20 protein-coding genes and 1 pseudogene are annotated in these 24480 nt (G+C 39.7%); 10 read left to right on the top strand and 11 right to left on the bottom strand.

The genetic code is table 11. From position 1 onward, the window contains the following. Window positions 1-514: 514 nt before the first annotated feature. The 3 genes and pseudogenes from V7K45_RS24725 to V7K45_RS24715 form a co-directional block, all read right to left on the bottom strand. On the bottom strand, window positions 515-1891 hold the full coding sequence (locus V7K45_RS24725) for a dihydrolipoyl dehydrogenase family protein (RefSeq protein ID WP_335007597.1): 1377 nt from the start codon (window positions 1889-1891) through the stop codon (window positions 515-517). A gap of 326 nt (window positions 1892-2217) precedes the next feature. Continuing rightward, a pseudogene (locus tag V7K45_RS24720) lies at window positions 2218-2322 on the bottom strand (oxidoreductase); the annotation flags it as partial. Window positions 2323-2417: 95 nt separating this feature from the next. Then, window positions 2418-3242 (bottom strand): alpha/beta fold hydrolase, encoded by an 825-nt coding sequence (locus tag V7K45_RS24715; protein ID WP_335007596.1) that lies wholly within the window; start codon window positions 3240-3242, stop codon window positions 2418-2420. Window positions 3243-3570: 328 nt separating this feature from the next. Here V7K45_RS24715 and polA point away from each other — a divergent pair, with 328 nt between their 5' ends. Then, window positions 3571-6516, top strand: a complete 2946-nt coding sequence (polA, locus tag V7K45_RS24710) for a DNA polymerase I (RefSeq protein WP_335007595.1) — start codon at window positions 3571-3573, stop codon at window positions 6514-6516. Window positions 6517-6681: 165 nt separating this feature from the next. Continuing rightward, entirely contained in the window at window positions 6682-7608 is a 927-nt protein-coding gene (locus V7K45_RS24705; protein ID WP_335007594.1) for an ABC transporter substrate-binding protein, read from the top strand. Window positions 7609-7845: 237 nt separating this feature from the next. Here V7K45_RS24705 and V7K45_RS24700 read toward each other — a convergent pair whose 3' ends face one another. From V7K45_RS24700 to V7K45_RS24680, 5 genes are all read right to left on the bottom strand, one after another. Next, window positions 7846-8283, bottom strand: a complete 438-nt coding sequence (locus V7K45_RS24700) for a hypothetical protein (protein WP_335007593.1) — start codon at window positions 8281-8283, stop codon at window positions 7846-7848. Between the two features lie 279 nt (window positions 8284-8562). Continuing rightward, window positions 8563-9531, bottom strand: coding sequence for an FTR1 family iron permease (locus V7K45_RS24695; protein ID WP_335007592.1), 969 nt, complete (start codon window positions 9529-9531; stop codon window positions 8563-8565). 106 nt (window positions 9532-9637) lie between these two features. Then, entirely contained in the window at window positions 9638-10072 is a 435-nt protein-coding gene (locus V7K45_RS24690; RefSeq protein ID WP_335007591.1) for a ferritin-like domain-containing protein, read from the bottom strand. Window positions 10073-10229: 157 nt separating this feature from the next. Next, complete coding sequence (locus V7K45_RS24685; protein ID WP_335007590.1) at window positions 10230-11267, bottom strand: helix-hairpin-helix domain-containing protein; 1038 nt, start codon at window positions 11265-11267, stop codon at window positions 10230-10232. A gap of 171 nt (window positions 11268-11438) precedes the next feature. Beyond that, on the bottom strand, window positions 11439-12464 hold the full coding sequence (locus V7K45_RS24680) for a multicopper oxidase domain-containing protein (RefSeq protein ID WP_335007589.1): 1026 nt from the start codon (window positions 12462-12464) through the stop codon (window positions 11439-11441). 693 nt (window positions 12465-13157) lie between these two features. Between V7K45_RS24680 and V7K45_RS24675 the strand changes: the two genes are divergently transcribed. From V7K45_RS24675 to cofH, 3 genes are all read left to right on the top strand, one after another. Next, window positions 13158-13349, top strand: coding sequence for a CbtB domain-containing protein (locus tag V7K45_RS24675; RefSeq protein ID WP_335007588.1), 192 nt, complete (start codon window positions 13158-13160; stop codon window positions 13347-13349). Window positions 13350-13653: 304 nt separating this feature from the next. After that, entirely contained in the window at window positions 13654-14823 is a 1170-nt protein-coding gene (locus V7K45_RS24670; protein WP_335007587.1) for a hypothetical protein, read from the top strand. Window positions 14824-15094: 271 nt separating this feature from the next. Next, window positions 15095-16237, top strand: a complete 1143-nt coding sequence (gene cofH / locus V7K45_RS24665; RefSeq protein WP_335007586.1) for a 7,8-didemethyl-8-hydroxy-5-deazariboflavin synthase subunit CofH — start codon at window positions 15095-15097, stop codon at window positions 16235-16237. Between the two features lie 145 nt (window positions 16238-16382). On the opposite strand, the gene V7K45_RS24660 is transcribed toward cofH, so the two are convergent. Further along, complete coding sequence (locus tag V7K45_RS24660) at window positions 16383-18068, bottom strand: alkaline phosphatase family protein (protein ID WP_335007585.1); 1686 nt, start codon at window positions 18066-18068, stop codon at window positions 16383-16385. A 412-nt stretch (window positions 18069-18480) separates the two neighbouring features. Between V7K45_RS24660 and V7K45_RS24655 the strand changes: the two genes are divergently transcribed. Both V7K45_RS24655 and V7K45_RS24650 read left to right on the top strand, forming a co-directional pair. Continuing rightward, window positions 18481-19155 (top strand): response regulator transcription factor, encoded by a 675-nt coding sequence (locus tag V7K45_RS24655; protein ID WP_335007584.1) that lies wholly within the window; start codon window positions 18481-18483, stop codon window positions 19153-19155. A 35-nt stretch (window positions 19156-19190) separates the two neighbouring features. Further along, on the top strand, window positions 19191-20423 hold the full coding sequence (locus V7K45_RS24650; RefSeq protein ID WP_335007583.1) for a HAMP domain-containing sensor histidine kinase: 1233 nt from the start codon (window positions 19191-19193) through the stop codon (window positions 20421-20423). Window positions 20424-20453: 30 nt separating this feature from the next. On the opposite strand, the gene V7K45_RS24645 is transcribed toward V7K45_RS24650, so the two are convergent. Next, window positions 20454-21140 (bottom strand): hypothetical protein, encoded by a 687-nt coding sequence (locus V7K45_RS24645; protein WP_335007582.1) that lies wholly within the window; start codon window positions 21138-21140, stop codon window positions 20454-20456. A gap of 104 nt (window positions 21141-21244) precedes the next feature. Beyond that, window positions 21245-21730: a PepSY domain-containing protein gene (locus V7K45_RS24640; protein WP_335007581.1), complete on the bottom strand. Its 486-nt coding sequence runs from the start codon at window positions 21728-21730 to the stop codon at window positions 21245-21247. Window positions 21731-22006: 276 nt separating this feature from the next. On the opposite strand from V7K45_RS24640, the gene V7K45_RS24635 reads away from it, so the two are divergent. The 3 genes from V7K45_RS24635 to V7K45_RS24625 all read left to right on the top strand — a co-directional run bounded on the left by V7K45_RS24635 (window position 22007) and on the right by V7K45_RS24625 (window position 24400). Continuing rightward, window positions 22007-22801: a COG4705 family protein gene (locus tag V7K45_RS24635; RefSeq protein WP_335007580.1), complete on the top strand. Its 795-nt coding sequence runs from the start codon at window positions 22007-22009 to the stop codon at window positions 22799-22801. Window positions 22802-22936: 135 nt separating this feature from the next. Then, the gene (locus tag V7K45_RS24630; RefSeq protein WP_335007579.1) at window positions 22937-23692 is read left to right on the top strand and encodes a COG4705 family protein; all 756 of its coding nucleotides are present in this window, start codon (window positions 22937-22939) and stop codon (window positions 23690-23692) included. Between the two features lie 9 nt (window positions 23693-23701). Beyond that, entirely contained in the window at window positions 23702-24400 is a 699-nt protein-coding gene (locus V7K45_RS24625) for a phosphatase PAP2 family protein (protein WP_335007578.1), read from the top strand. The last annotated feature ends 80 nt before the right edge of the window (window positions 24401-24480 follow it).

The following is a 24480-nucleotide window of genomic DNA, read 5'->3' as shown; positions in this document are numbered from 1 at the left end:
GGTTCCTGAGATGTAAGCTAGGTCAACCTAATTGAACATAAAAGGCTCAGGAGATAGATTCCCGACTTCTGGTAGATAACTTAGGGATCTAGTTACTATCTGGTTACTATGCTTATACTCACGTACTTAATTGGGCTGATATACCCGCCAAGAGTTGGTTCTACTTGGCTTCCGTACTAAAGCTGCAAATACGTAGAAATTAAGTTGTATAAAAAGCACAAAAAAGCTCATTAATACCGGGGATAAATGAGCAATCGAAACAGAGAACAGTTTTGTAGCCGAGTCAGGAGGATGTCTTCCTGGCTTGTGCATCTAGATTATTAATGTCAACTGACGTTGTACATCAATAGACTTCTTGGCATTTGTCGGGAAAAGGGGAAGGTGGGGTCCCCTCTGGGGATAAGGGGCAAGGGGAACTGGAAAAGGTTCTGCAAAAGTCCCTTTCCCCTTTAACCAAAACCTTTTCCCCAAGAGTGCAAAAAGCACAAATGCCAAGAGGTCTAATAAAACCTCTTCACATATTCGGACACCCTGGCATATTATCTCCAAGCAGCAACCGTGCCAGACTGGGTAAAGCTTCACCATAGGTGGGATGGATGTGAACCGATCGCTCTAACAACTGCCAGGTTGCGCCTGCTTCTATCAGGGATAAAAAAACATGCACTAGTTCAGCAGTTTCGTAGCCCACCAGGGTTGCTCCCAGGATTTTGTCTGTGTCGCTGTCGATCGCCATACGATAAAATCCGAGGTCATGCCCCCACTCGATCGCACGCGCAATTTGGCTCATGGATAACGTGACAGCACGCGCGTTGATGCCTTGTTTCTGAGCCTGTTCTAACGTCATACCCACTCGCCCTACCTGGGGTTCTGTGTAGACCGCATAGCCAAGGACGCGATCGCTCCGTGTCCGGTTTTCTCCACACAAAATTGCTTTTAAGCGGCGATAGTCCTCCCACGACACATGCGTAAAGGCAGGCTGTTTGGCAGCATCCCCGATCGCATAGACTCCAGAACAGGTAGTGTGGAACTGGTCGTCAATTTTAATAAATCCTCGATCGTCTAGCTCAATTCCACTGGCAGCTGTATTTAATGCACTTGTATTGGGTTTCCGTCCAATCGCAACCAGCAACGCTTCTCCTTGAAGTTGTTCGCCACTGCTCAGGGTCAGCTTAAACAGATTATTCTCATGGGCAACGTGATTGACATTAACTCCGAAATGAAGCCCAATCCCATCCTGCTTTAATGCTTCTGCTAAGACCTCGCTGACATCAGACTCTTCTTGCCCAAGCACGCGATCGCCCCGGACAATTAAGTGGGTCTGACTGCCCAAGCGCGCTAGCCCTTGTCCCAATTCCAAGCCAATATACCCGCCTCCAATCACCAATAAACGGGGTGGTAAGGTGTTCAAGTCGAAGAAATTGCGGTTGGTCAGGTAGGGAGTTCCTGCAAGTCCGGGAATGTCAGGAATCAGCGATGACGTACCCGTGTTAATGATTACCAGAGGAGCCTGAAGGGTAACATCCCCACCTTTGACCGTCCGTTCGCCCACAAAAGCAGCTTCGGCACAAATGACTTTCACACCCGCAGTCTCCAATCGCTGGCGAATCCCTTGATTAAAGCTGCTGCGGATTCCCCGAACTCGCTCCATGACAGCGGGAAAATCCACTTCTACTTCCGTGTGGATGCCTAACTTCTGAGCCTGGCGCGATCGCCCTGCTGCATGAGCCGCAGCTAAGAACGCTTTAGACGGAGTGCAGCCATAGTTGATGCAACTGCCACCTAAAGCATCCCGCTCAAACAAGACAACCTTACGTCCCTCATTGGCAAGATCAGCCGCTAGTGGAATGCCTCCTTGACCACTGCCGATGACAATGACATCTGCTGTTTCCATCAGTGCAAAACTCCTTAGAGATAGTTTGCTTTCATCAGATTCTCACACTCAAATTTAAAAACTCTCTGGCTATTGAGCTATGCGTTACCCACATCTTTCTTTACAATCTTGAAACCCATATTCTATAACCGTCTTAGACACTGAGAATTTAGGTATACTTGACAAATTCCCTTTTAATCTTCTCGCTAAAACTGCGTTTTTATTGAGAATGAACAACGAACGAATAAGGGTTATAAAAACCTGAGTCAATACTCTTGAAATGTTAAGAAAAATCCGGGTAATGGATAGGGCTATTGAGGGAGGGGTGCAATGATTGTGGAAATCATAACTACAACGCTTGCACTTTCAGCTGCCAAATGTTTGGCGATCGCAGCACCGATGCCTTTAGAAGCACCTGTAACGCCTGCGATTTTTCCCTCTAGTGTTGTCATGCCTGTGATTCCTGTGGTTGTTGGGTTGAAAATATCTGTCCAAAACAGGTGCAAACTTACAAGAATGCACCCATTGAGGTTTTTAAATCCATGCATCAGGATTTGATAAATTCCAGCAGATCGGCGTTAATCTGTTCCTTGCTCGTGTCGCCCAGAGCGTGCGCTCCCCCAGGATAGATTTTCAAAGTCGAATTCTTGACGAGCTTTGCAGACAGGAGGGCAGAAGCACCAATCGGCACGATCTGATCGTCATCACCATGAATGATCAACGTCGGCACATCAAACTTCTTCAAATCCTCGGTGAAATCTGTTTCCGAAAACGCCTTAATGCAGTCATAGGTGTTTTTATGTCCAGCCATCATCCCCTGCATCCACCACGAATAGATTAGCCCTTGGGAGACTTTGGCACCGGGTCGATTGAAGCCAAAGAATGGCCCACTGGGTACATCTAGGAAGAATTGCGATCGGTCAGCCAACAACGCCGCTCGAAAGCCATCAAAGACCTCAATGGGTAGCCCACCCGGATTCGTCTCCGTCTTGAGCATGAGTGGCGGCACCGCGCCCATCAGCACTGCCTTGGAAACGCGCTTGGTGCCGTGCCGTCCAATGAAACGCGCTACTTCACCGCCGCCGGTAGAGTGTCCGATCATCACCGCATCCTTAATATCCAGTGCCTCGAAAAGCTCCGCTAGATCGTCAGCGTAAGTATCCATGTCATTGCCATTCCACGGTTGGCTCGACCGTCCATGACCGCGACGATCGTGCGCGATGCAGCGGTAGCCGTGTGAGGCGAGAAAAAACATCTGCGATTCCCAAGCATCCGCGCTCAGTGGCCAGCCGTGGCTGAAGACAATAGGCTGTCCTGTGCCCCAGTCCTTGTAATAGATTTGCGTACCATCCTTAGTCGTGATTGTACTCATGTGGCTTTTATGTAAATTGTGAACGTTTCCCAATCTGTATCTGGTTCGGATCGTAAAGATAAGTGCATTCGAGATCGGCAACTTATCGATAAATTGCTACTCGATCGATTGATACATAACTGATTTCAGCACTCTTATTTTGATGACCTGATTGCTTGCGAAGGTGGCTTATCTACCTTTAAATCAGTTGTCTGCCTCAAGTTCTTTAATTTAAGATACCAGTTAACTGAGGGCTTACTCGCTTCTTGACATCAACGAGTGACAATAAAGGTAGCCAAAGCTTTGAAATTGCTGACTATGTGACAAAGCTTCTGGCTAAAATAGGGCTATGTCTGAAACTTTTACTTCTGCAACTACAACACGCCCCACGTTCATCCTTGTAGATGGGCACTCCTTGGCTTATCGTTCATACTTTGCTTTCGCCAAAGGGCGAGATGGAGGACTGCGTACCAAAACGGGGATTCCCACCAGTATATGTTTTGGTTTTGTGAAGTGCCTGTTGGAGGTAATGGCAACACAACAGCCTCAAGCAATGGCGATCGCTTTTGATTTGGCTGAGGCAACTTTTCGTCACGAAGCGGACGAGACTTATAAAGCCGATCGCCCGGAAACGCCCGAAGACTTCATTCCCGACTTAGAAAACCTGCATGAGTTGCTGAATGGGTTTAATCTACCCTTTTTCACTGCCCCTGGTTTTGAGGCTGATGATGTTTTGGGAACCTTAGCACAGCGAGTAACTGCGGCTGGGTATAGGGTGAAGATTCTCACTGGCGATCGCGATTTATTTCAACTAATCGACTCTGACAAAGAAATCACTGTTCTAAATTTTAGTCCAGATGCCCTAAAGCGCTCTACAAATAGCATCACGGAATTTAAAGCAGAACAAGTCAAAGAGAAGATGGGCGTTTTACCTTCACAAATTGTTGATTTTAAAGCTCTTTGTGGTGATAAATCAGATAATATTCCTGGTGTCAAGGGAATTGGCGAAAAAACAGCAGTGCAGCTGCTGAATACCTATGGTTCACTTGAGAATGTTTATGCTGCGTTAGATGAAATTAAAGGCGCAACTCAGAAAAAACTGGCAGCAGGTAAAGAGGATGCCGATAAGTCTCGCTATTTGGCAACCATAGTTTTAGATGTTCCGATAGAATTTGATTTAGAAGATTGCAAATTAAAAGGTTTTGATACAAGCGTCTTATCACCAATTTTAGAAAAGTTAGAATTTAAGTCTTTTTTAGGGAGAATCAACGACCTTCAGCAGCGTTTTGGTGGCCAAGTTGAAGAAAAGCAAGAAACTAAAACAGACGTACATAATCCCAAATTTACTAACTTAGAATTCAGTGATTATGAAGATAATGATTTGTGGTTTTTCAGTGCTAGTGATACAGCCGCAGTTCCACAACAATCTACTTCCCCAATTACACCACATATCATCAATACCGAAGCCAAATTAACTGAGTTAGTGAAAGTTTTGCAAAAATTCACTAATCCAGAAACACCCGTTGCTTGGGATACTGAAACTACCGATTTAGAACCAAGAGATGCTGAATTAGTAGGAATCGGTTGCTGTTGGGGAATGCAACCAGATGAGGTAGCCTATATTCCTGTAGGGCACAAAACTGGAGAAAATATAAATAAAGATTTGGTGTTAGAAACACTACGCCCAATTCTCGAAAGTGCCGATTATCCCAAAGCTTTACAAAATGCTAAATTTGACCGCTTAGTTCTTAGGAGTCAAGGAATTAACTTGGCGGGAGTGGTGTTCGATCCCATGCTAGCGAGTTATATTCTAAATCCCGATTCAAGCCATAATTTGATGGATTTGTCGCAGCGATATTTGGGATTGATAGCTAAAAGTTACTTAGATTTAGTTCCTAAAGGCAAAAATATCGCTGATATAGATATTCCCGCCGTCGCAGATTACTGTGGGATGGATGCTTATTCTACCTTTGGTTTAGTGTCGAAGTTGCGCGAGGATCTGGATAAAATTCCAGCTTTATCTAAGCTATTTTTGGAAGTGGAACAGCCGCTAGAAGCTGTTTTAGCCGAAATGGAATATACAGGCGTTCGCATTAATTCCGCTTATTTACAAGAACTTTCGCAGCATTTAGAAACTGAGTTAGCCAGATTAAAAGAGGAAGCAACTGAAATAGCAGGAGAAAATTTTAACTTGGGTTCTCCTAAACAATTGAGCCTAATTATATTTGAAAAATTGGGGTTAAGCACCAGACATTCTCGTAAAATTCAAACGGGCTACTCTACAGATGCAGCAACACTAGAAAGACTTCAAGAAGATGATAACACTGGATTTGTTAAAGCGATCGTTGAATATCGCACCCTATCTAAATTAAAGTCTACTTATGTTGATGCATTACCTGCATTAGTACGTCCAGATACTCAGCGAGTGCATACTGATTTTAACCAAGCAGCAACATCAACTGGTAGATTATCTTCTTCTAATCCGAATTTGCAAAATATTCCCATTCGTACAGCTTTTAGTCGCCAAATTCGGAAGGCGTTTTTACCAGAACCTGGTTGGTTAATGGTGGCTGCTGATTACTCACAAATTGAATTACGGATTTTGGCTCATTTGAGTCAAGAGCCGATATTAGTGCAAGCATATCAGCAAAATGAAGATGTTCATAGTGTGACAGCGCGGTTAGTTTTTGAAAAAGAAAATATCACATCAGAAGAACGAGGCATAGCAAAAACTATCAACTTTGGCGTAATTTATGGAATGGGTTCTCTCAGGTTTTCGCGCTCAACTGGGATAGATAAGTCCATTGCCAACGAGTTTATTAAGCGGTTTAATGAACGATATCCGAAAGTATTTGCGTATTTGGAGCGAGTGAAAAAAGAAGCGATCGCTCTTGGTTATGTAGAAACTATTTTCGGCCGCCGTCGCTATTTTGACTTTACTAATAACAGTTTACGCAAATTAAAAGGCAGCAATCCAGAAGATATCGATTTGAGTAAATTGAAGAATTTGGGTGCTTTTGATGCAGGTTTATTACGCTCCGCGGCTAATGCACCAATTCAAGGTTCTAACGCTGATATTATCAAAATTGCAATGGTGAGATTGCATGAGGTTTTGAAAAACTATCAGGCGCGTTTGTTGTTGCAAGTTCACGATGAATTAGTGTTTGAAATTCCCCCTCATGAGTGGGAAGAATTACAACTACAAATCAAATCGGTGATGGAAAATGCAGCGAATTTGAGTGTGCCTTTGCTTGTGGAGGCGCGTGTTGGTGACAATTGGATGGAGACAAAGTAAGCTTGATTGGGTATTAGGACAATTACATTGAAATGGGTATACATCTCTAGCATAGAGTTTCACAAGTTAGTAGCGTTTTTAAACGCAGAGGAACGCAAAGTAAACGCAAAGGTACGCAGAGTTTTGCCAAATTTAATTTGCTAGTAGGAATTAAGGAATTTTAATATGTATCGTCGTTGGCTCTTATCTGCTTTAGCAATTTTGTTGAGTATAGTTTTAGTTGCTTGCACCACTGCAAATACTCAGCAACCACAAACCAAAGTGGAAAATAGTACTGAGGCGACTAATACGAACTCTCAACAATTATCAAAAGACTCGGCAAAAAGAGTTGTTGCCCTTTCTTCTCTTTCTGCTGATATCATTTCTCGACTCGATCAAACAAAACTTGTTGGAATTACTGGGAGTAGATTATTTAAGAATGACTCAAGATTCAAAGATATTCCCCGCGTTAGTGAAGGGCAAAATCCGCCAAATTTAGAGAAAGTAGTAGCACTAAAACCAGATTTAGTTATTGGTGCTGAAGGTTTTTCTAATATTCCAATTCAAAAACTTCAGCAGCTAGGTATTCAAACTTTGCTCACTAAGGTTAATAGCTGGGAATCTCTACAAGAACTTACTAAAAAGCTCGCTGAGTTAATTAATGCCGATCCTCAGCCTTTGTTAAATAGTTATAAAGCTTTCTTACCAAATAAACCAACTCAGACTATTTCAACACTAGCACTGGTTAGTCGTCAACCAATTTTAGCACCAAATAAAAATAGTTGGGCAGGAGATTTACTGGCGAAATTTCAAGCGAGAAATATAGCAGCAGATTTACAAGGAAAAAGCCCAATTGGTGGCTATGTGACGCTTTCGGCTGAGAAAGTTTTAGAAGCAAATCCAGAGGTGATAATTTTAGTTAATCCTCCACAAGGAAATTCAGAAGCGACGCTTTTAGATTTGTTGAAAAAGGAAACTTTTTGGCAGCAACTACAAGCAACTAAAAATAACCGAGTCTATGTGTTTGATTATTTTGGCCTAGTGAATCCGGGTAGTATAGATGCAATAGAAAAGGCTTGTCAGCAGCTTAAACAAGCGTTGTTTGCACAATAGGGCATTAGCTCAATACTGGGAGAACAGTCAATAAAGGATGCATTTATTGGAGGTGATTTTAGATAAAAACCTGAGAAAACAGGCTTTTCAGTGTCAGTATGTTTTCAAAAATAAAATTTATCATTAATAAATTCGTGTTTTAAAGCATTCTTTGCACTCTATATTATTACTCAACAACAGTTTGTATTAGAAAGCAGTTAAATCAGGGCGCTTTAGCTTTTGCATCTACGAAACTAGCTATTTACAGTGTTGTTGAAGAAGAGATACAGCTAATTCAAAACTATTAGGTTGAGTTTGTACTGCATAGGCTTCTCTTTCTAAATCTTGTCGTTTGACATCGGTATAGCGCCTAAAAAATGGACGAGCATAATTGCTTGGTTGAATGTCTAAACCTAAAGTTTTTATTTTTCCTTTTCCGGCACATACTTGCGCTGCATGAACAGTTTCATGGATTAGTGTTTGAGTTCCAATATGTAATTCAAACACTACGGGATTAATCCAGATTTTTTTGTCAGTTTCTCTTAGTAACCCATAAGCTCCTCGCTTTGGTGGTAGCGCAATGACTACCTGAAACCCTTTTTTTTCTAGTTTATTTTTTAAATCTAAAAATTTTGCTTCTTGATTGGGTATTTGAGAAAGTAACAGTAAAGAATTTAATATAAAAGTTTTGCTCATTTACTTTTTTGATTACACCAATTCAATTAATGATTGCAACACATCCTTGGCTAAAGACGCGATGAATCGCGTCTCTAAAAATAGTTAATTTGTTGCATTATTTTTTAAATTGGTATTACTTGAAAACATTTGTATTCAATTACAATGGCAAAAATATTAACTGTGGCTTTAACTACGGCAGCTACTTCTAAATGGACATTAGCGTAGCTATCCCAAAGGCGATTCCCAGCCATAGACTGGGAATAGGGGAGACTGCAAACGAGGTAACTGACTGTGCTTTTAATCTTTTGCAGAACTAATTGGTTTTTGACCAAAAGGGATATTCTTTTTACTTTCAGGAGAAGCACCCCCAAGGCTGCGGAAATATAGTCCTCCAATGGTGAGTAAAAATCCCACGTATCCCACTGCTTGCACAAGATAGAGATTGTCTCTATAGCCAAATAAAGATTTGAGAATAATTCCAGGAAACTGTTCGTCAGGCAAGATTGTGGAAGTATTGGAAACCATTGGCCCCAAAATACAGGAGTGGACTTTTGTAAAACGTTCGTAATAGAAACAAAGTCCTTCTGTGGCACGACTGCTAAGGGCAAGGTTAGCTACTGCTTCGTCAAAATGTTTCAAGGCTGAAACTACTAACCCAGCGACAATTAACACTAATAAAACGCCCATTACCTGGAAAAACTGGCGGATGTTAATTTTGACACCCCATTTAAATAGCAGCACTCCAATGGCAGATGCGGCTACCAAACCAGCAATAGCGCCCAAGGCTGGCATTAATCCCTGTTGGAAATTAGCTGCAACGAAGAGAACAGTTTCAAAGCCTTCGCGGACAACGGCAATTAAAATTAAAGTAAAAACACCCCAGCCAGCATTTGAGTTTTGTGTCAGCGCTTCTGTTACTGCTCCCTCAACTGTAGCTTTCATGAATCTGGCTTGTTTAGTCATCCAGATTAGCATCCAACTGAGCATTGCGATCGCTAATACACTAAATACACCTTCTAGCGCTGGCTCAACTACGGTGGTGTATTGAGGATTCGCGGCTCCCAGTACTTGAATTATCCAACTGAATAACACGCCTATTAAGGCACTGACGACAATGCCAACGCCGACACCAGCATATACCCATGAATTGAGTCGGGATTGTTTAGCTTTTTTTAGCAAAGCTAGCACAATACCAACAACAAGGGCAGCTTCCACTCCTTCTCGAAGTGTGATTACAAAAGTAGGTAGAGCAGTACTAAAATTCATCTTTTGTCCTTTGTCTTTTGTCCTTTGTCATTAGTCCTTTGTCCTTTGTCATCTGTCCTTTGAATTTCTTTTTGACTAATGACTAAGGACTAATGACTAATGACTATTAACCAAAATCGCGTAGCATCTTTTTCAGTTCGAGATTATGCATCTCTTCTTGTCCAATCATACCGCGAGCGAATTCTTCCAGGTAAATGCTGGCATTGGTGACAGTTTCGAGCAATTTTTTATACAGATCCAATGCCTTTTTTTCATGGGATAAACTTTCTTCCAAGATATCCTTGACTTTATGCTGGTAGGTTTCTTCCATTGGGGCGATTTTCAGGGAGGGATGCCCATCTAAACCGGTGAGAATTTCTCCCACTTGTTCGGCATGAAGTAAAGATTCACTTGCCTGTGCTTTGAAAAAAGCCACAATTGGAATCCGGTTAGGGCCAGTTACCATCAAAGAATAATGTGTGTAGCGCACTACTCCTGCTAGTTCAAATTCCATAATGGCGTTCAGCAGGTCAATAGTCTTTTTCTGGTCAAGTTCTTGCATCAGTTGTTAGTTAAAGTAACGAAGGGAGTGTATTAGTTAGGAGTGAGGAGTTGGAAGTTAAGAGTTAGTAGTTTGGGATTCATAACTCATAATTCATAACTCCTAACTCCTAACTATTTTAAACTCCTTAACCTATACTTTCCATTAAATTAAAGTGTTATCGCTGTGCTTGGGTATTGGATTTATCAACCACTTTTTGAGAGTTTTCCTCAATGGTTTTCACTAGCTTGGTAACATCATTAGGTGTTTTGACTGCTTTTGCTGGTGGGATAGCGGCGGGCCAAACTTTTATTAGTTCAGCAAAACTAGCATCGATCGCTTTGTGTGCTTCGGGATCTGCTTGAGCTACTTGACTAGAAATCCCCTTGTATAATTCATTAGCGTAAAAGACAAAACCACGGGAGTCTTGATACTCAATTGGCGCGGTTACTTTACCATTGGCGATCGCCGCACCATATTCGGAGTTAGCTGAATCTAGTAGTTCGTTAATTACTTGGAGCGCAAATCCTGGTTTTGAGCGTTGAGCTTCTGGCAAAGCTGCGATCGCTCCATCAACTGCTTGCACTGAAGAAGTAAAATTAGTTTTAACTTTGCTATCCTTCGGACTAGATTTCACTAAATCTTGCAAACTCACCAAAGTTGTCTTAAATTCTTTGACTTTGCGTTCATTAAGTTGATCTTCGACATCAACGTAAATCTCTTCAACTGGATGCCCAATATGAGGTTCTGCCTGTTTCGGCTGATTCTGATCTAGCAGTTCTTTGGCTACCAAAAGATGCCCTTTCATTAAGCCTAATTTAGACATATAATCAACATCTTTTGCCTCACCTGTGAGTACCACTTCTTGAACGCCAACCTGGTCTTTAATTTGGTCGAACTGTTCTTGAGTAATTACTTTTTTAGTAACTAAATCTTCTGGGCTACCGTAGGGACGATTTGCCTGGATTTTGTTGGATAAAGCCGGAACACCTAGTTTGGCTTCAAATTTATCCAATTCTGACAATATAGCGTTATTAATGTTAATTTTTTCTTTGCTACCGTGACTACTATGACTGTTATTACTTACTGCCTCTGTAGCTGGAGTGCTAGCAACTGGTGCTGATGGATTTTCTGCGGTTGGGGTATTACTACAGGAACTCAAGCTAACTATTACCGCTGCTGCTGCTGCTAAACATATATAACGAAGTTTTATCATCTTTGCTCCTCGCACAACTTAAAAGGTATTAATTGAAACATTTCAAACTATTACTAGAAAGTAGTTTGTTTGACAGATTGTCATAGATTTTACTGTTGCATATAATGAGATTTTTTATCAACTAGTTTGCTAAAATTTTCATAAATTAATTACAAATTACTAAGAATATTGTCAGGAATGTTTAACATTATTTTGAGAGTTGTTATCAGTAAGTACTTCAAATTGACCCATGCAACCGTTTTCTGCGATCGCATCTTGATGGGGATGGAACATATACTTACCTGGATAACGAAAAGCAAATTCTAAGATGTGTCTTTCTGCGACACCCATCGTAATCACATCTGCTTTCTCGCTAGGTGTCATAGTCATGCCGTAGCGATAGACATCAAAGAAGTTGGCGTGGAGATGAAACGTCACTGCCGGATCGTATTCAATGATGTTAAGAACATACAGCCGAATCAACTGATCTTTGTAAATGCCAATGGGATGATGCATGTAATAGTGGGGCAGACCGTTGAAGGCGTAATAATCGTTATGGCTATCATCATTCACGTCATATCCACCCATCACTAGTACGATTTCATCAGCTGGGGGACGGGGAGTCGGTGGATCGATGATAAACATTCCGTACAGTCCCTTGGCAATGTGACGGGTGACTGGTTCAATATGGCAGTGGTATAAATGAACGCCGTAAGGTTCGGCATCAAATTCGTAGATTGTGGCGCTACCATTGCTGATTGGGCGAACACCATCCATTTCTGCTGGATGAACGCCATGAAAATGTAAAGAGTGAGAATGTCCAGCGTTGTTGAGAAATAGTACCCGGATGCGATCGCCCTGTTTTGCCCGTAGCGTTGGCCCTGGTATGCGACCGTTTAAATCCCAGATGTTGTAAGAGACAGCACTATTGAGTTTTATGATGGAAGAACCAGCAGTTAACTGAAATTCCCGGATAGTCCGCCCATTCTCTTGCTTCACTGTCCCATAATCAAAATCTCTCAACATCTTCATTGGGTTAGTAACATCGTCTGGTGCTGACCTATCGAATGGTGGCACTTTAACGATTGACTTACTTGGTATATTTAGCATCTGCCAAAGTCCAGCTGCACCAGTTATTCCAGCACCTGCTAGGCCCAGCTTCAACAATTGACGGCGGCTCCAAGGTTTTCCGTTACTTAGAGCGAAGTTGTTGGGCATGAGATTTAGTTATGGTTAGCACCAAAAAAGAATTGCAAATCTTTTGCAATTGCTTTTAAATACTAGAGGAATTAATAATTATTGTCAATAATTTTTCAGCGCATATAAATATCAGTTAAGTTGTTAAATCTAGATGAACTCTAAAAACTTTCGCAATATTTTCGTCACTTTAACTGTATTTATACGATTTACTATGTATAAATAATATTCAGATAAAACTAACTTGTTCATACATATTCCTGATATGCTGATTGCTTCAGCAATACTTCCAGTATAAACAATGAGTATAATAGCACCTTGAATATGGACACAAGCAAGAAACTATTGTTAATCTTTAGTGTATTGAATTGGTTTAGAGATAACATAAGTTACCTTTATTCAAGGAATTTTGAATGCTTGGTAATATGAGAATTTTTAATTTTTATCTGTTACCTTCGTGTTAGCAGCGCTGAAAATGCCATCACTCAAAATCATGTGTCATTCTTTTGTTATTTGTATGGACTTTATGTGTAGATTTCTGCATCGCGATCGGTCGATGTCAAAGGATAGTATAGTATTCACTAAAGTCGAATTACACAAGACATTTGATACACACTTGTCAAATACAAAGTTGATGGTATATCTTTTTGCAATCAAGCGGCGTTATGCCCTTTGATTGATGAATTACCCAAATTTATTATTAGGAGGTCAAAAATGACTAGTTTTTCTCATATTTCACTATTGCAGAAAACCGCAGGTATTACCTTATCCAAACCTGTGCAGGTAACACTTTATATGATGCTATCTTCTTTAGTTATCTGGACTGTTTTGTTCTCCACCTATCCTGCGGTTCATAACACAGCACACTCAGCGCGTCACCACACATTAGGCGTTGCATGTCACTAAATTCTCATAATCCCAAGATTTTTAGGTGCATGAAGCTTTGCTAGATCGCATAACAAAGTTACGACGCTAAAATAGTGCAAATTTCGCGCCAGTTTTTTGCTGGAAAATAACTTTTAGGTTTTGTAGAGATGATAAACAAACCATCTCTACATCACCTAACTTGATTTAAGATGATGTCTGATTTCTAACTAATTCTTTGACTGGGATTTTTTTACTTAGTAATCATCTGGAGTAACTTTCATCCACTGCTATGAAAGCTTAACTTGCAGAAATTACATAAGCTTCACATTTACCGTAAGTTTTTATGAAAAAATATCGACTTTTTGGAGTTATCAGCGCTGTTTGCATTGTTTTGTCAGTTTTTTATTCCTTTGTGGGAAGTTCCCAAATTCCTGCATCTAGAGTCCTACTTTCTACCAACCCACCTTTAGAACGTATTCTTCCCTTTGAAGCAGAGGCAGAAAAACCTCAATCTCCTGTTACTTTGACTGTACAAGCTGTTGATGCTGCGGGTAAATCTTTAACAAATGCCAAAATTAGTTTACAAATTCTGACACCGCCGCGTAATCCTTGGTTAACAACAGATTTTCCCATTGTTGAGGGGACAAAATTGTTGGAAATGAGTGCCAATGCACCTGATGGTAAGCTAGAAATTCAGCAGATGTTACCCATCCGTGGTAATTACCAACTGTTAGTTAAAGTATCACCCTTGGTAGCAAATACTTTTGCTGCTTATGAACAAACCTTAAATCTAAATGTCCACGAAAATCCAATCAAATATAAATATTTTGCTGTAATTGCAGCTATTTTACTGTCACTTGGGTTGTTGGGTGGTTGGATTATTGGCGGTCAAGAAGAACTACAACAAGGAGAAATTGCACCACAGTCAGTCCGCCTTTTATTAAGTGCATTAACTGTAGTGGCTATAATAACTCTAATAGTTATCAACATTAGTGCAGAAGTTGCAGAAGCTCATGGCAGCGAACATCACTCAAATAGTACCGAAGCCATTGCACCATCATCTCAAAAATCTCAGGGATTAGAAATCAACCTTGGCGGAGATAAAAACGCAACTGTCGGAAAACTTGCGAACTTAGCGTTACAGGTGAAAGATGCCGCAACCGGACAGCCTGTAACAGATGTAGCTTTGCAAGTGAAAGCGATCGCTACAGAACACAATTTAACAGTTTTTGACTACAAAGGCATTCCCGACGAACAAGGTAAATTAACATGGCTTGAACAGTTTTTTGATGGTTCACCCCACAAAATCGAGGTGGAAGCCACTCCTCTACCAGGATCTAGCCGTCAATTTACACCATTGAAGGTAGCGCAGGAAGTTGAAGTTGAAGCGATCGCACCACCAATTTACATCCGATTGATTGGTTTATTCTACTTTACAGCCTTTGTCGGCATTGGCATGGCGATTGGATTGCTAATACAACATCGACGAAAACCACAAGTAAGGACAAATTAGTAATATCATTGTACTAAAGATTCCTGCCAATACAAAGATATAAATTAATCAATTAAAATAGTTGTGGTTAAATCACAACTATTTTTTTGTTAATGGGTTGTATAAACTAGATAAAGATAGTGCGCTCAAACAAAATAAGCTCTTTTAATAGCTTTAAAGATAAAACTTATGTTCAAGTGTGGGATTTTCGAGAAATTGGTATATTTATTAAGTAGAATTTTATTATTTACAAGCTCATAAAATTAATATTTACCGAGAAATTAAGAAAGTAATGCTGACAAAAATTGCGTTTGAAACAATTCTAGAACGTGCTTTGATGGGATACGACTTATCCCCCGAAGAGGGAGTGGTATTGTTACAACAAACTGAGCCAGAGGCGATCGCAGCAATACGTACTACATCCGATACACTCCGCCACACTCAAGCAGGCGATACTGTCACCTACATAATTAACCGTAATATTAACTTTACTAATATTTGTGAGCAGCACTGTAGTTTTTGTGCATTCCGTCGAGATGATGGTGATACCGATGCATACTGGTTAGATTCGGCGCAAATTTTGGAAAAAGCCACAGATGCAGTAAAACGGGGTGCAACAGAAATCTGTATGCAGGGGGGATTAAATCCACAAGCACTGATAAATGGTAAATCTTTGCCCTACTACCTGAAAGTCGTAGAAACCATTAAACAGGAATTTCCCCAGATACATTTACACGCTTTCTCTCCCCAAGAAGTGCAATTTATCGCCAGACTTGACGGACTGGAATATGCTGATGTGATTACAGCTTTGCGCGATGCTGGTGTTGGCTCAATGCCGGGAACAGCAGCTGAGGTATTAGACGATGAAGTAAGGCGGATATTGTGTCCAGAGAAGATTGACACAGCTACTTGGCTAGAAATTGTTAGCACCGCTCACAAATTAGGCTTGCATACCACTAGCACCATGTTATCTGGGCATATTGAAACCCACGAACAGCAAATCGGACATTTAGAAAAATTGCGATGGCTCCAAAAAACCGCCATCAATCGGGGATATCCAGCCAGGATCACAGAGTTTATTTTATTACCCTTCGTAGGTCAAGAAGCCCCCAAATCCTTACGTCGTCGTGTCGGACGCGATCAACCAGTTTTGAATGATGCACTGCTCTTAGGGGCTGTGGCGCGGATTTATTTAGGTAATTGGATTCCCAACCATCAGCAGAGTTGGGTAAAACTGGGGCTTGCAGGTGCAGCAGAATCCTTAGCTTGGGGTTGCAACGATATTGGCGGCACTTTGATGGAGGAACACATTACCACAATGGCAGGTGCTTTGGGCGGTACGTGTATGGAAGTGGAAACCTTGCAAACTGCGATCGCTTCTTTAGGAAGACCTTATCAACAACGGGATACTCTTTATCAGAAAATTAGGAATTAGGAAAAAATTCCTCTTCAATCTCCTTAGTCTGTGTTCTTTGTGCCTCCGTGGTTAAATAAATTGCTTTTCAACCGCAAAGGCACAGAGCGCTCAAAGAGAAAAAACAGATTTTACAAGTCAGCTTAAAAAAGCTAATCTTCAACGCTTAACTGATTTGTTTGCATTGTTTCCATAGAGAGGCAGTTAACATCAAGCCCATAAAAGATAACAAGCCAAGACTTATATTTGGCTCTGGTACTGTATGAGTATCAGAAATTCCTAAACCTGGTAATTTTTTAGTACCTTCCTTCACCGCACCCTGTAATAAATCGGGATTTAACCCCAACGCATCTAGAGCAGTAACAGCTATTTGAGTTGTTTTTACCGCCTGTGTTTGGATTGTACCTTTAAATCCAGAAGCTAAAATCCCGCTAGCAGCAATCAATCCAACATGGGTATCGTCATCTGAAAAACCCCCATGTTCAGCCCTTTTTGTACTATCTGAAATCACATATCCAGGGTTCAATTTGATAATGAAATCTGGTGTACGGTCATCTGACAAAGGATTACCAAAGCCTGCTTGTTGTAATGTGCTACCAGATAAAATCTCATTAATCGCCGGATTTTTGAGATTTTTTAAAAGAGTTGTCGCAGTATCAGCTTGGCTTTGATCTGCAAGCCAAAACAACCCAATATCATCTTGTGTTGCATGATTTACGGTAATCCCAGCTTTTTCTAAAACATCTGTAAATGTGTTTTCGGAAATCAGGGTAGCTGTTCCTTGACGGGGACTTTGACCGTGTTTTGCTGTCAATACTACTAATGTTGAATCAAACAGATTTTGTTGCTTCAATGCATTAACTATGTTTCCGATACTAGCATCTGTATGTTCTAAGGCATTAATTAATCCTGGTGAAGGTGTTCCATCAGCAGCAATTCCACCATTGCTAGTAGCATCTTTCTGAGCGACACTAAGAGCTTGAAAATTCATGCCAAAAATAGCAGGAGTTCCCGGAGTAGTAATTCCTTGAGAATCTTTACCAGCTATTTGGTTTAAAAGTGCATTTACCTTCAAATCATCATAAGCTTCTGTAAGACTAGTGCTTTTAGTTGTCGTTTTAAATGTTAGATTGCTAGGATTTTGGGCTGTTGATCGATCGACTAATTTGCCATTTTCCAAAGCTACTTTAGCATTGATTTCTGGAGCATAAAAGTCGTCAATTCCCTTACCTGAAGGCCCATTAGCAAGGTCATAGGCAGGATGTTTATCAATAAATGCCGTGTGTAAACCAGCATCGTGAGCTACCTCAAAAATTGTATTAACATTCAGGTAGTTATGAGGATAAATGGGTTTTCCTGTGCTATTTACTGGCAACTTACTTGGATCAATGCTACCTTTGCCAAAATCACCACCTCCACTAATAAGATTTGGATTTTTATCAATACTTTCATCAAATAGAACTCCAGTACCAGCAGGACTCCCGATTTTACTTAATAATGAGCGACTATATGAATTGTCATAATAAACCCCTGTCGTTTTTGGACTTGCTCCTGTGAGATAGTTCAATTCACCAGGAAAAGAATCGGAGGGTGTACTGGTAAAGGCATTAGTGTAAGTAACACCATTTGCTTGCAAATTATTAATATTTGGTAAGTAAGGTTGAAGCAAAGGATCGTTGATGTCAGCATCATGCAGTCCATCAACTGATAAGAGTAATACATGTTGGTAAAAGCTGGCTGCTGTTGCTGCTGAGTTATTAAATTGTAAAAATGTCTGCCCTGTTAAAATAACTGTGCTAAAAATCACTGTTTTTAAAACAGTAGGTAGATGAGAATTGCTAAATCGAGTCATTCTATTTATTTCCTTTGCTGATAAAGTACCCTATGTATTGTTATAGGCTTGTGGTTATTAGCGTTATGAAGCAACGCCAATTAACAGTTCTAGAGTCGAATATGACTAAGCTAAAACAACACGAAAATTTGTGAATACGCTTGGTTACAAAGGTATTTGGTTACTAAATAGCAAAAGTTTAAATTCCTCTATTTGTCGTTACCCCTATTGAAGTAAGTATTTAATTTAGGAATTTATCATTTGATGAATCAGCTTGATTGGGATTGCATATCTTGAGCGCTCATACGAAACATTAATCAGATAAGATTAAGTTCAAATTAAGAATATATGATAAAAAAATTAAGATTAACCTTGTAGGTAAGATAACCCTCGTTCGTATTAGAAAGCCTTAATAATTTAGGGATGGAGTATTATGAGAATTTTGCTAGTTGAAGATGACGATCGCATTGCGAAGCCATTAGCCGAATTTTTAAGAAGACAACACCATATTGTGGATATAACAACTGATGGATTGGCAGCTTGGGAATGGTCGCAATCAGCATTATATGAGCTAATTTTATTAGATTTAATGCTTCCTAAATTAGATGGAATTGCTTTATGTAAGCGTTTACGTGCTGCTTCATCTAATGTTCTGATTTTAATGCTGACAGCACGAGATACAACAGGTGACAAAATTATCGGACTCGATGCTGGTGCTGATGATTACTTGGTTAAGCCATTTGAATTAAAAGAATTAGCAGCACGCATCAGAGCTTTAGCTCGAAGAACTCCAGAGATTCGTCCCCAGATTTTAATCCACGGTGATTTGCAACTAGACCCAGCAACTCAACAGGTTACTTATGCAGGCAATATCATATCATTAACTCCTAAAGAATATATGATATTAGAATATTTTCTAAAAAATCCAAATCAAGTTATCACTCGTTCGGCAATTCTTGATAAATTGTGGGATTTTGATAAATCTTCTGGAGAAGGAAGTATTAAAACTCATATCACAAATTTGCGGAATAAACTTAGAGCATCTGGAAGTTCAGAAGATTTGATTGAAAATATCTATGGCATTGGTTATCGTTTAGGACACAATTAAAATAAATTGATATAAATTTTTACAGCAGAAAAAATGTGTTTCAACGAATTAGATATCGTTTATTGTTGTCTTATTTAATTGTGTTTGCATCGCTACTGGGAATATTTGCGATCGCAGTCCGATTTGCTTTCACTCGCAGCTTGACTGAACAAATCACAGATAAACTTACAGCCATCGGTAAAGGTGCTGCTGCAAATGTAGAGTTGGAAAAAGGTCGCCTGACAGTTGAAAGTGACTTTCGTCCACAAGACTTAATTGCTTCTCATCAAGCATTACAGTGGTTTGATACTCAAGGAAATTTGATTACCCAACAGGGAAAAAATGTTTTAACTTTACCTTTTTTACCAAACAAAATAGTACAATTTCAGACTGGTAAAATACCTATCCAAGCAGTAAATGTACCAATTATCGCTAGTGATAATGGTGAGCTAGTTGGGTATGTAAGAGTAAGTCAATCTTTAGAAGAATTTGATGAAACTCTCCAAAAATTGGATTGGGGATTAAGCGGTGGGATTATTATAACTTTGGTTCTGAGTGGTATTGGCGGAATTTTACTAACTCATCAAGCAATGCAACCCATTGAAGAGAGTTTTGCAAAGCTTAAACAATTTACTGCTGATGCTTCCCACGAACTACGCAGTCCGTTAATGGCTATCAAAATTAATGCTGAGTTACCGCTAGAATATCCAGAAGAAATAGGCCCAAAAGATGCAGAAAAATTTCAGGCGATCGCCAGCGCTACCAACCAGATGACTCGCCTCACAGAAGACTTACTGATGTTAGCACGCACTGATAGAGTTTCCAATCAAAATAGGGATACTCTCAATTTAACGTCAATATTAGAGAACCTAATCCAACTGTATAAACCTCAAGCTGAAGCCAAACAAATTAATTTGAAAATTCAATTAATTGCTAATCTTCAGCTAATAGGTGATTCAAGTCACTTAACGCGACTGTTTACTAATTTAATTGAAAACGCCATCTACTATACACCATCAGGAGGCGTAGTAGAAATTAAAACCAGACGTATCGGTTCCCACCTTTATATCAACGTGCAAGATACAGGTATGGGAATTGCACCAGAGAATATCAATAAGGTTTTTGAGCGTTTTTGGCGAGCAGATCGATCTCGTGCTTATTGGTTAGGTGGTTCTGGTTTAGGGCTAGCGATCGCTCAGACTATTGCTCAAAATCACGGTGGATTAATTAGTGTTACGAGTCAATTAGAAGTTGGTAGTTGTTTTACTGTGCGTTTACCAACTTCTTGACTATCAAAACTTGATAAACATTTGTTATGTTCATCCCAACCATGCAATAAATTTAGCAAAATCATCTACGTAGTAGCCCTCTGCTTTCCAGCACGCTGTCATCTGGTAGGAAACAGTTTTTATCATAGTTTGGATAGACTGGGCTGGTGGCTTTTGGCTCTTCAACCAAGAAAGCATTTGATCGAGATCCCATTCCTGATGCAGGCAATTATGAACAGCGTCACCAGTAGGTGAAATGTCATCTGGCATATATACAGCAATATAACTACCAAAGAACTTCATTAGAAAGTGGGAAAAACAACGCATATCTGTCTGAACAATTTCGTCAAACAAAAAGTGATCCCAATGAACATCTGTGCTTAGAATAGCTACTCGCCTTCCAATAAACATAGACATACAGTAGGGGCCATTTATATAGAGATATCCATTTTCCTGCAAATATTGTTCAAATGATTCAGTAGGTTTTGGCTTGTCGATCCAAGTCCAAAAATTTTCACCTTCTAATTCATGAGGAGCATCCCAGTCTAACTCATCAACTAGCTCCCAAACCCAATCATTGTTGTCCCTGTTCAACAGATTACCAGAATAACCATGACTTATCCGCATCTGAATTTTGTCAATATGATCTGCAAAGTACTGGTTTAGGGATGTTGGTAAATTAGAAATCTGAATTGTGTCCAGACTATGCCCAATAGCAACATATAAATTAGTTCCCATATCCTTCTACCTTGTTTTCATAAAGTTTATTTAGTATGCGCTACAACAGTTTTTTACTGGCTTATATACTGGCAACTAAGGTAATGTGATTTTAAGTTTTCTACTTACTTACCATCATCATTGGTTTCGCGATCGCCATCACTAGTTTCTTTAACTTGAATACTACTCTTGGGACGAGTAGCTTCATTCTTCTCATCTTGTTGATTGGCATTTTCAACATAGAGAACTTTGCCGTTACCAGCATCTACTGTAACTTCTTGCTGACCAATTTCTACAGCATAAATTAAGTTGCCATCTTCATTTTCGAGTTTGACGCTTTTGGCTTTACCTCGCACCGATGCTTCACTTGCTTGCTGTGCTTGTTGTGCTGTAATTTTAGCTAGCGGTTGCAGTTTTGCCGCTTCTTGTGCATCATCGTTGGTTTCACCGTCTCCATCACTGGCTTCAGCAACTTGGATAGCACTATGATGCTGACGTGCAATTGCTACGAAAGATTGTGGTTGTTTTGCAGAAACAACTCTCGACAATCCAGCAAATCCCAAAGTACCAACAAAAGCTGCTGCCAAAATAATTTTTGTTGAAGTCTTCATACTTGTAAAATCCCTTGAAGTCTGGGTTTGTATTTTCACTGTAGGTAATAAAAGTCAAGAAATAGTCAAGATTGGTTTTAATTTAACAAATTTAATATCAAGTGTTGAAATTAATTTTTAATGAGACATTTCAGTTATTCCTAGTGCCTATATTAGGAGAAAATTACTTTTTCAATAAAATCTTGACTATTTCTTGACTTTTCCTGTGTAAAGTACAATCACTCAGTAATTTCTGACAACACAGATAACTTTAAGATGTGATGTCATCTCACTTCTATGGAAAAATTAAGAAGGATAAAGAATATGAATAAGATTCTAAACAGGGTTCCAGAGGTTACAATTTACTTCTGGATTATTAAAGTTTTGGCAACCACAGTAGGTGAAACCGCAGCAGATTTTCTGTCAGCAACCCTGAACCTTGGTTTAGGCATTACATCTTACATCATGAGCAGCGTGTTACTGATTGCACTGTTGAATCAGTTTAAGCTTAAACGTTATGTTCCAGCAAGTTTCTGGTTTGTGGTTGTTTTGATAAGTATCGTTGGCACATTGATTACTGATAGATTAGTAGACGAGCTTGGAGTTAGTTTGATAACAACTACTGTAATTTTTAGTTGTTCCTTGTTAGCAGTTTTTGCGTTCTGGTATTCAAACGAAAAGACATTAGCGATGCACTCCATCAATACAGCTAAAAGAGAGCTTTTTTATTGGGTAGCTGTTTTGTTTACCTTTGCCTTGGGCACTGCAACAGGAGACCTATTGGCAGAGTCTTTGAGATTAGGTTATACACAATCAGCACTGGTATTTGGTGCTTTAATTGCAATTATAGCGATCAGTTATTATTACTTGTGGATGAATGCAGTTTTAGCATTTTGGTTAGCTTACATCTTGACTCGTCCACTTGGAGCATCGATAGGTGATTTACTATCCCAATCTCCTACAAATGGTGGTTTTGGTTTTGGTACTGTCGGAACCAGTATACTTTTTCTTTCTATAATCGTCAGCCTGGTTATTTACTTAAGCCTTAAACAAAAGAAATTAGCTTTACAGCCGATTGACCGACAAGACTAATTAGCGATCGCCTTCTCGATCTTGAGCATTTTTATGTTTGTAATCTGTTAATTTGGTGGTTATTGACTCTTTCCACTACGGTGAAATCGTAAGTTCCAATAAATTATCATAACCCGACAGTAAGTAGGAGCTAAAATGAGTAAACTTCCACAAATCACTGCCTTCTTTTGGATCATGAAGATATGTGCCACAACTCTGGGAGAGACGGCAGGAGACCTTTTATCGATGACGCTAAATGTCGGCTATGCAATTAGCTCCATGATATTAATTGGGGTGTTTTTAACTACTCTTGTGTCTCAATTGATATCGAAAAGCTATCACCCATTACTTTATTGGACTGTCATTCTTTCAACCAGTACAGCTGGTACAACAATGTCAGATTACATGGATCGCACTTTAGGTCTGGGCTACGCTGCGGGGACTACAATTTTAGTCACCATTCTCTTGGCTATTTTGTTATTCTGGCGATTTAGTGTTGGATCTCTATCCGTTAATAACATTAAAACACCTAAAATTGAGTTGCTGTATTGGACTGCAATTTTATTTTCAAATACTTTGGGAACTGCCTTGGGCGATTTCCTAGCTGATACTTCTGGACTTGGATTTGCAGGAGGAGCGCTCCTAATTGCTGGTTTGCTTGCCTTAGTATTGGCAGCGTATTATTATACCCAAATTTCCCAAGTCATGTTGTTTTGGATTGCGTTTGTCCTAACACGACCATTTGGTGCAACACTGGGGGATATTATGACAAAACCACACGCAAAAGGTGGACTCGATTTTGGAACTATCGGCTCATCCATAGTCCTTGTGTCAATACTTGGAGTTTGTATTATATTTACAACTCTAAATCAGAAAAAACTAATAATGGCTAAGACTTCTAATGATGAATAAAATTTAAGTATGCTCCGAAAAATTTCTAGTTTCTGGTTGCGTCATATACATCCTCGTTTTGCTCCCTTAATTGCCACAGTTGGTATTGTTGGACTTGCTAGTTGTCTGCTCATACTTTTTGTTTTAGCAAAATTAGCTGAAGAGGTTTTGGAGCGAGAAGCTTTTGCATTTGATACTAGTTTTTTGTTATGGCTACATCAGTTTGCTAATCCGCATTTAGATAATTTAATGCTGTTTATTACAAATCTTGGTAATCCTAGTACAGTGGTTATAGTTGCAGGCGCAACTTTCTTGTTACTTTGGTGGCAACGTTACCGAGAAGAAGCAAAAATTTTTGTACTTGTTTGCTTGGGAGGGTTAATTTTAAATACAGGGCTAAAGTTGTTTTTTTCTAAACCTCGCCCGGAACTCTGGCATCAATTGATTTCTGAAAAATCTTTTAGTTTTCCTAGCGGTCATGCACTAGGTTCTATGGTGCTTTATGGCTTTATTGCTTACGAATTAGCAATTCACTATCCTAATTTTGCCAAAATTATTTACAGTTTGACGGTTATTTTAATTGCTGCTATTGGTATCAGCCGCTTATATTTAGGAGTCCATTGGCCCACAGATATAATTGCAGGTTATGGAGTCGGTTTTTTGTGGTTGATGATATGTATTACGATGCTGAAATTGCAAAGATTGAGGCAGAGAAATTTAGTTGATTAAATCCTATCAGCCTCTAATTCTATAACTTCCCAGAGAAAACATAGCAATGATAATTGTCCAATCAGATTTTTTCAGATTTT

The organism is Nostoc sp. (assembly GCF_036917375.1).
In the GTDB taxonomy this organism is placed as follows: domain Bacteria; phylum Cyanobacteriota; class Cyanobacteriia; order Cyanobacteriales; family Nostocaceae; genus Nostoc.
This window is presented reverse-complemented; position numbering and strand designations above follow the sequence as displayed.

Excerpts from the sequence above, each read along its gene's own strand:
- V7K45_RS24670 (WP_335007587.1), top strand. The coding sequence starts at position 13,654 with ATGAAAAAATATCGACTTTTTGGAGTTATCAGCGCTGTTTGCATTGTT.
- V7K45_RS24695 (WP_335007592.1), bottom strand. The coding sequence starts at position 9,531 with ATGAATTTTAGTACTGCTCTACCTACTTTTGTAATCACACTTCGAGAA.
- V7K45_RS24660 (WP_335007585.1), bottom strand. The coding sequence starts at position 18,068 with ATGACTCGATTTAGCAATTCTCATCTACCTACTGTTTTAAAAACAGTG.
- V7K45_RS24715 (WP_335007596.1), bottom strand. The coding sequence starts at position 3,242 with ATGAGTACAATCACGACTAAGGATGGTACGCAAATCTATTACAAGGAC.
- V7K45_RS24680 (WP_335007589.1), bottom strand. The coding sequence starts at position 12,464 with ATGCCCAACAACTTCGCTCTAAGTAACGGAAAACCTTGGAGCCGCCGT.
- polA (WP_335007595.1), top strand. The coding sequence starts at position 3,571 with ATGTCTGAAACTTTTACTTCTGCAACTACAACACGCCCCACGTTCATC.
- cofH (WP_335007586.1), top strand. The coding sequence starts at position 15,095 with ATGCTGACAAAAATTGCGTTTGAAACAATTCTAGAACGTGCTTTGATG.
- V7K45_RS24690 (WP_335007591.1), bottom strand. The coding sequence starts at position 10,072 with ATGCAAGAACTTGACCAGAAAAAGACTATTGACCTGCTGAACGCCATT.
- V7K45_RS24700 (WP_335007593.1), bottom strand. The coding sequence starts at position 8,283 with ATGAGCAAAACTTTTATATTAAATTCTTTACTGTTACTTTCTCAAATA.
- V7K45_RS24625 (WP_335007578.1), top strand. The coding sequence starts at position 23,702 with ATGCTCCGAAAAATTTCTAGTTTCTGGTTGCGTCATATACATCCTCGT.
- V7K45_RS24630 (WP_335007579.1), top strand. The coding sequence starts at position 22,937 with ATGAGTAAACTTCCACAAATCACTGCCTTCTTTTGGATCATGAAGATA.
- V7K45_RS24685 (WP_335007590.1), bottom strand. The coding sequence starts at position 11,267 with ATGATAAAACTTCGTTATATATGTTTAGCAGCAGCAGCAGCGGTAATA.
- V7K45_RS24655 (WP_335007584.1), top strand. The coding sequence starts at position 18,481 with ATGAGAATTTTGCTAGTTGAAGATGACGATCGCATTGCGAAGCCATTA.
- V7K45_RS24635 (WP_335007580.1), top strand. The coding sequence starts at position 22,007 with ATGGAAAAATTAAGAAGGATAAAGAATATGAATAAGATTCTAAACAGG.
- V7K45_RS24640 (WP_335007581.1), bottom strand. The coding sequence starts at position 21,730 with ATGAAGACTTCAACAAAAATTATTTTGGCAGCAGCTTTTGTTGGTACT.
- V7K45_RS24675 (WP_335007588.1), top strand. The coding sequence starts at position 13,158 with ATGACTAGTTTTTCTCATATTTCACTATTGCAGAAAACCGCAGGTATT.
- V7K45_RS24725 (WP_335007597.1), bottom strand. The coding sequence starts at position 1,891 with ATGGAAACAGCAGATGTCATTGTCATCGGCAGTGGTCAAGGAGGCATT.
- V7K45_RS24705 (WP_335007594.1), top strand. The coding sequence starts at position 6,682 with ATGTATCGTCGTTGGCTCTTATCTGCTTTAGCAATTTTGTTGAGTATA.
- V7K45_RS24645 (WP_335007582.1), bottom strand. The coding sequence starts at position 21,140 with ATGGGAACTAATTTATATGTTGCTATTGGGCATAGTCTGGACACAATT.